The 6,072-nt window shown below is 58.7% G+C and carries 4 protein-coding genes and 2 pseudogenes; 3 read left to right on the forward strand and 3 right to left on the reverse strand.

What is annotated here, in order from left to right; translation table 11 throughout:
- Positions 1-994 (reverse strand): RHE_PE00001 family protein (locus EOC06_RS30810; RefSeq protein WP_128309566.1); only part of this gene is annotated, 994 nt, incomplete at its 3' end.
- A gap of 119 nt (positions 995-1,113) precedes the next feature.
- On the opposite strand from EOC06_RS30810, the pseudogene EOC06_RS30815 reads away from it, so the two are divergent.
- From EOC06_RS30815 to EOC06_RS30825, 3 genes and pseudogenes are all read left to right on the forward strand, one after another.
- Positions 1,114-2,300, forward strand: a pseudogene (locus tag EOC06_RS30815) (transposase family protein); the annotation flags it as partial.
- A 400-nt stretch (positions 2,301-2,700) separates the two neighbouring features.
- Entirely contained in the window at positions 2,701-4,053 is a 1,353-nt protein-coding gene (locus tag EOC06_RS30820; protein ID WP_095488767.1) for an IS5 family transposase, read from the forward strand.
- Positions 4,054-4,119: 66 nt separating this feature from the next.
- Positions 4,120-4,270: pseudogene (locus tag EOC06_RS30825) on the forward strand (IS1595 family transposase); the annotation flags it as partial.
- Here EOC06_RS30825 and EOC06_RS30830 read toward each other — a convergent pair.
- The gene (locus EOC06_RS30830; protein ID WP_095488768.1) at positions 4,246-4,875 is read right to left on the reverse strand and encodes a 4'-phosphopantetheinyl transferase; all 630 of its coding nucleotides are present in this window, start codon (positions 4,873-4,875) and stop codon (positions 4,246-4,248) included. The pseudogene EOC06_RS30825 and the gene EOC06_RS30830 overlap by 25 nt on opposite strands.
- A 215-nt stretch (positions 4,876-5,090) precedes the next feature.
- The coding region (locus EOC06_RS30835) for a thioesterase domain-containing protein (protein WP_164898819.1) at positions 5,091-6,072 on the reverse strand (982 nt) is incomplete at its 5' end.

The following is a 6,072-nucleotide window of genomic DNA, read 5'->3' on the forward strand; positions in this document are numbered from 1 at the left end:
GGTTGAGGGCGCCCCGAGGGGTGACCTTTACTGCCTTCGCGATCATCGTCGCAGAAACGATCGGTCGCGAGAGGACAAGCTCGATAAGATCGGGGAGACTACTCGATGAACGACGATTCCTCAGCCGACGCTCCATCTGATCCTTTGCCTGGCCGAGGCGATCGAGTTCCTTCATTCCGGCTTCCGCCGCGCTCGACAGGGCATTAAGGAATGCGATGAGCCTGGTCGTATGGGTCGACGAACGCCGCCGCTCTCGCGAGATTGCCTTCAAGCCAACGTTGAATGCGAGGAGATGACTGGCGACCTTGCCCCTCGATCGTAGATACGAGCCGACGAGAATGGAGCCCAGCCAATTCTGGCGCTGAAGGGGTTCGAGGGTTTCCCAAGCTTCCCATAGAACGGCTACCCCGAGTGACGCCGGGATAGCGTCGGCTTCAGAAATCGTATCTCGCCAGCGGGAAAGTCGCTCTGCTTCGTCCCAATCCTGGTCGTAGATGAGTGGGTCGCGTCCGCTGGGCTCTACCCTCGCCGGCGGCTGCAGCGCCGTCTTTGCGCCATGTTCCGTCAACAGCCGTTCGGAGCGGGCGAGGACAGCATCAATATCCGCAAAATGCTGCGCAAACGCGTCATCAGCAGACTCGGTATCGGCGTCCGGCGCTTCGACGGCATCATCATCATCGATGGTCCCCTCCCCTTCCCTCTCCGCGACCGCATCGACCGGTCGACCACGCAGCGCGGAGATGCCGACATCGCTCAGCGCCCAGCCTGAATCGGAATCCGCGATCCGGCGGCGCGCTCGCAGGATAGAGTGGGCAATGACGAGTTCGTGGGTCGGAGCCCGAACGTCCATATGCGCGTCGTGGAGAACGAGATCCTCGACATGGACGAGTTCACCGGAAACCCACATGCTGGCAGCCGAGTCGAAGAAATGCCCTCGCTCGACAAAGCCGGCGCCAACCGGACTACGCCGCGTCCTCTCGTCGAGCCGGGCCAGCTGAACTTCTGCTGTCGCTTTTACTTCCCGATTTCAATCGCCCGAACGTCATATGCCGGTTAGGTTTGCGCGCTACCAGAGGCGCAAATTTTCACTAACGATTTCACTGACCGCTCGATTTGCCGAAACCATTGCACAACCGAAAAGCCGCACCCGGCACGTCGCACTCCGACGAAGCATGGTCGGCGGCACGTCGTCTCGCTCGCGAGCTCGACAGGGTCCTTGACAGTTCGGGGCCACGACGCGCGGCAATCAATCGGGCCGCGGCCGAGCTGCGCCTCTCGACCCGCCAGGTCTACAATCTGCTGGCGCGCTACCGCAACGATCGGACCGTGACGTCGCTGCTGCCCCAGTTGGATGGCAGCCGCAAGAAGCGCCTTGATCAAGGCATCGAGGCGATCATTGCGACGACGTTGCGAGAGCAGTGGCTGGTGCTGGAGGCTCCGCCGCTCGCTCCCGTCGTGGCCGAGATCCGCGCTCGCTGCGAAGAGGCCGGCTTGGCCGCTCCGTCCTATCTCACGGTCGCCCGCCGGATACCCGGGCTGTTCAGCCCCGAGGAGGTCGCGAGGAAACGGTCCGCCAACCCGAAGCATCTCCATCGGCTCAAACCGCGGCCAGGATATATCCATGCAGCGCGCCCGCTCGATGTTTGCCAGATCGATCATACGCCCACCGACATCAATTTCGTCGAGGTCGTCGAGGGCGGAGGAACCTTCGTTGGTGAGCGTACCTGACGATCGTCACCGACGTGACGACGCGCTGCATTTTTGGCTTCTGCCTTACTCTTGAGAAGCCGTCGGCGCTGTCGGTCGCGCTTTGCCTCGCCCAGGCCATGAGCCGGAAGGAGGCCTGGCTCACCGCCCGGTACATTGAGCATGGGTGGCCGATGTTCGGTCGACCGCGGTCGCTTGTGACCGACTCCGCCAAGGAGTTCAAAGGCCATGCCTTCCAGCGTGGCTGCGAGGACTACGGCATTCGCATCCGCTACCGGGACCGTGGTCGCGTCCATCAAGGTGGCGTGGTTGAAAGGCTGCTCGGGAAGCTCAACTCTGTTCTTGCGTCACAGCCCGGCTCGACGGGCCGATCCGTGGCGGATCGCGACGAATACCCCGCGCAACGGAGAGCTCGCCTCAGCTTTGCCGATCTGGAGCGATGCGTCGCGCTCGCGGTGATCGACCATAACCTTCAGGAAAACGACAGGACGTTGAAGGTGCCGGCGACGGAGTGGGAGCGGCAAACGCGTGATCTCCCCCACTGGGATGATGATCCGATGCGCGTCCTGCTGGCATTCATGCCTGGGGCGGAGATGTCGCTTTGCAGTTAATGATGAGAATGGCTTGTCAACGATTTCGGTATGTTAGCTATACACCTAATTTGAGAATGTGCACTTAATTTGATAATCGAGCCCGGCCATTGGCATTTAATGTGAAAATCAATGTCAACACCTTATCGGCCTCGTATTTCTCGAAGACGGCTTATGGAATTCAATGGATGCACGGTCTTTCGCCAATACGATAGCATCTAATTTGAGAATCCGAACTTCCCTATTCTCAAATTAGATGCAAATCCTGGTCGAAACGACTGCATTCTTAGTTCGCCCTGAAAAACTCGTGGACCCCTTGCGTTGCAGGGATTCCCATCGGGTTTGAAGTATTGGAGAATGCCGGAAGCCACCTTTGATCCCGTCGTTTCCCGGTGTTTTTGCAATGCTTCCAGCCCGTCCGTCGTCCGGTAAGAGCGATTTGTTCCGCGAGCGCCTCGATGCCATCATCAATCCGCGCCATCCGCTGGTCCGGTTGTCGGCATTGATGGAGTGGTCGCGCTTTGACGAGGCGTTTGGCGGATTTTATCGCCCCGTCGGCAGGCCGGCCAAGCCGACGCGGCTGATGGTCGGTCTGCATTACCTCAAGCACGTCCACGACCTGTCGGACGAAGAGACGGTGGAGCGCTGGGTGGAGAACGCGTACTGGCAATTTTTCTGCGGCTTCGAGTTCTTCCAGCACGAGCCGCCGATCGATGCCAGCACGATGACGCGCTGGCGCAAGCGGATCGGGCCCGAGGGGCTGGAGGAAATGCTGAAGGCAAGCGTCGACGTCGCACTCGAGACGGGGACTGCGAAACCCGGTTCGCTGGAGCGGATCACCGTCGACACGACGGTGCAGCCGAAGGCGATCGCCCACCCCACCGACAGCCGGCTCTACCTCAAGGCAATCCAGATCCTGGTGCGTCAGGCCAAGCGGTACGGCATCGAGCTCAGGCAGAGCCACACGCGGCTGGCCAAGGCAGCGGCGGTGCGGGCGGGTCGCTATGCGCATGCCCGACAGTTCCGCCGGATGCGTCGCGAACTCAAGCGCCTTCGCACCTATCTCGGCCGGGTGTTCCGCGACGTCGGCCGCAAGATCGCCGGCAATGCCGAACTCGAGGCCAGATTTGCCCGGTTGCTCGGGCTCGTCGAGCGGCTCTTGGCGCAGAAGCCGAAGGACAGGAACAAGATCTACTCCCTGCACGCGCCCGAGGTGGTCTGCATCGCGAAGGGCAAAGCCCGCAACCCTTACGAATTCAGCTGCAAGGTCGGGATCGCGGCAACCAACCGCGAGGGCCTCGTGCTGGCGGCCAAGGCGTTCGAGGGCAATCCGTATGATGGCCACACGCTCGCAGCAACGGTCGATCAGGCGGTGGAGATCGGCGGCGTCGATCCGGACCGCATCTACGTCGACAAGGGCTATCGCGGCCACGACTATGCCGGCTCAGGCTCGGTGATGATCGCCGGCCGCAAGCGTGGCCTGACGGCCACCATGCGTCGGGAGCTGAAACGACGATCGGCCATCGAGGCCACCATCGGTCACATGAAGACCGACGGCCGACTGGACCGCAACTTCCTCCTCGGCCATGCTGGCGATGCGATCAATGCGTTGCTCGTCGCCGCAGGCCAAAATCTGCGCCTGATCCTCACGGTTCTCGCTCTTTGGTTTGCCTGGTGCCTGCAAGCACTCCAGCCGACAACCGCGAAATCGGATGCTTCCACCCGTCTTCACGGGTTCGGAATATCAACGCCTTAGCCGTTATTCAGGGCCGACTTCTTACAATTAAACGACACTTTGGTTGGAATCGCGGCCGGCTTCACGTCGGAATCCGCAGCCTGGCGCATGGGTCACGCCCTGCGGCTGATGGCGGCGGGGGAAAACATGCTCGATGGCACGGTCGAGATCGACCATTTTCACCCCGGGGGGAAGTCCCCGAAAACGGCCGGATCACCCACCTCCGGGACGGGGCCGAGCAAGGTCACCGAATGTCGGCCGTGAATACGCCAAGCCGATTACATTGTTGGAAATAAGTAACTCGAGAGAAAACGTGCAATTTGCCTTCGACACGTGTCCTACTCGCGCAGAGATATCAATTTCCACGTCCTGGAATTCAAGGAACTGATTGTACAGTGGAAAATACGCCTTATATACTGCCTCCTTCAAAACGAAGAGATCCCGCCGCTTGAGCAGATGTAGATCGTACATGCGTTGTTCGTTAGGGGTGGCAATCAATTCGATCAGGTTCTCCGGCAGAGGTTCATTAGGCTCAATGTCGATGCCGAGAGCCGCAATTCTTTTCGTCCCTGCAATGGCGACGGCTGCTACGGTATCGTGGTGCGCCAAAGATCCGACGATGCCGGATGGCCAGATCGGAACACCAGAGCGCGTCTTTGGGATCGGCAGTTGTGGGAATCCCAGTTGCCCAAGGAGTGTTCTGGCGACTACTCTTGCAGCACCGCTTTGGCGGCGAACTTTGGTAACAGCGCGTCCCAACGAGGTAACTTCGGAATCGTACAAAGTGGATTCGTCGCCCGGTTCTATTGGACGGATGCCGACGAGGATGTTTCTGTTGATCAATGGTGATAGTCTCCATTCTATCTGGATCCTTTGAGCTTTTCGGATGAGAAGCTCAGCCAATGCAGCTTGGCCTTGAAATCAAATTGCCCGACTCGGTCGTCGATCAGCAGCGGCGGCAGACCACATATGCTTCCCATCTTTGGATCACCGAGCCAGAACTCTCCGACATTTGGCGATTGTCGCGTCCCAGAGCCAGGAACCTTCGGTGCAGTTCGCTAGGAATCTTTTTCAAGAACCCCTGTTAAAGGTGTAGAAATAGCTCGGGCCAGAGCCTTGCGGTTTTCCATAACACTCATCATCGTCACGTGGTCGCCTACAATCGGTACGGCAGTAATAGCCTCCGGACTCAAGACCCGGTCCCAGCCGCGCATAGGCGAACGAGCCTCTTGGCCTGTTGAGGCTTTATCAGGTGGTATCCGACGGCTGATGAGAGGCTCCATGGCATAAAACTGATATATCTCGATTGGCAGGGACGGAACTTGATACGACTGCAATGCCCTATGAAATTGGGCGGTTCTTTCCGACATCAGAATGTCATCGTGGAGATCACGATCCGGAGGTATCGCCCCAATTCTCTTTGCCTTTTCAATCAGCTGAGCAATTGAACATTGTCCAGCAAAGCGTTTCAAAACTTCGAAGGTTTCATCATTCAACGATTCGAAACGCTCCAACACCATGTTTCGGACGATCAGAGAGGGGGACATGCTCGATCGATTCGCAAATAACGTAACATCGATGAACGCCATGAAGGACACGGTATCATCCAGGGCCAGTAAGCGCTGGGCTATGGCGTAGGCGAGGATGCCGCCCGACGAGTATCCTGCGAAGCGGTATGGACCGTGGGGCTGAATTTCTTTGATTGCCAAGATGACCATGTCAGCAATCGCTTCAAGAGTCAGTGGACGAGCTTCATCGAAAGTCGGCCATGGCAAAGCAAAGACGGGACAGTCTACATTCATTTCCTTAACCAAACTGACGACATAGGAACAATCGCCGAAACCTGTGGGAACAAAGAACAGCGGTGGCTGCGATCCGGTTGCTTGAACGGAAATCACTCCCGCACTGCTGGGCTGTGGTTCCAAGCCAACCTTCGATGCAAGGTCCTTCAGAACTGGGGCCTGGAAGGCATCGGCAGCGCTAAAATTCAGTCCAAGATCTGATGCTCGGCTCGAGAGCTGCACGGCCAGCAGCGAGGGG

It is taken from the genome of Mesorhizobium sp. M7A.F.Ca.MR.362.00.0.0 (assembly GCF_004023175.1).
GTDB lineage: Bacteria > Pseudomonadota > Alphaproteobacteria > Rhizobiales > Rhizobiaceae > Mesorhizobium.

Excerpts from the sequence above, each read along its gene's own strand:
- EOC06_RS30820 (WP_095488767.1), top strand. The coding sequence starts at position 2,701 with ATGCTTCCAGCCCGTCCGTCGTCCGGTAAGAGCGATTTGTTCCGCGAG.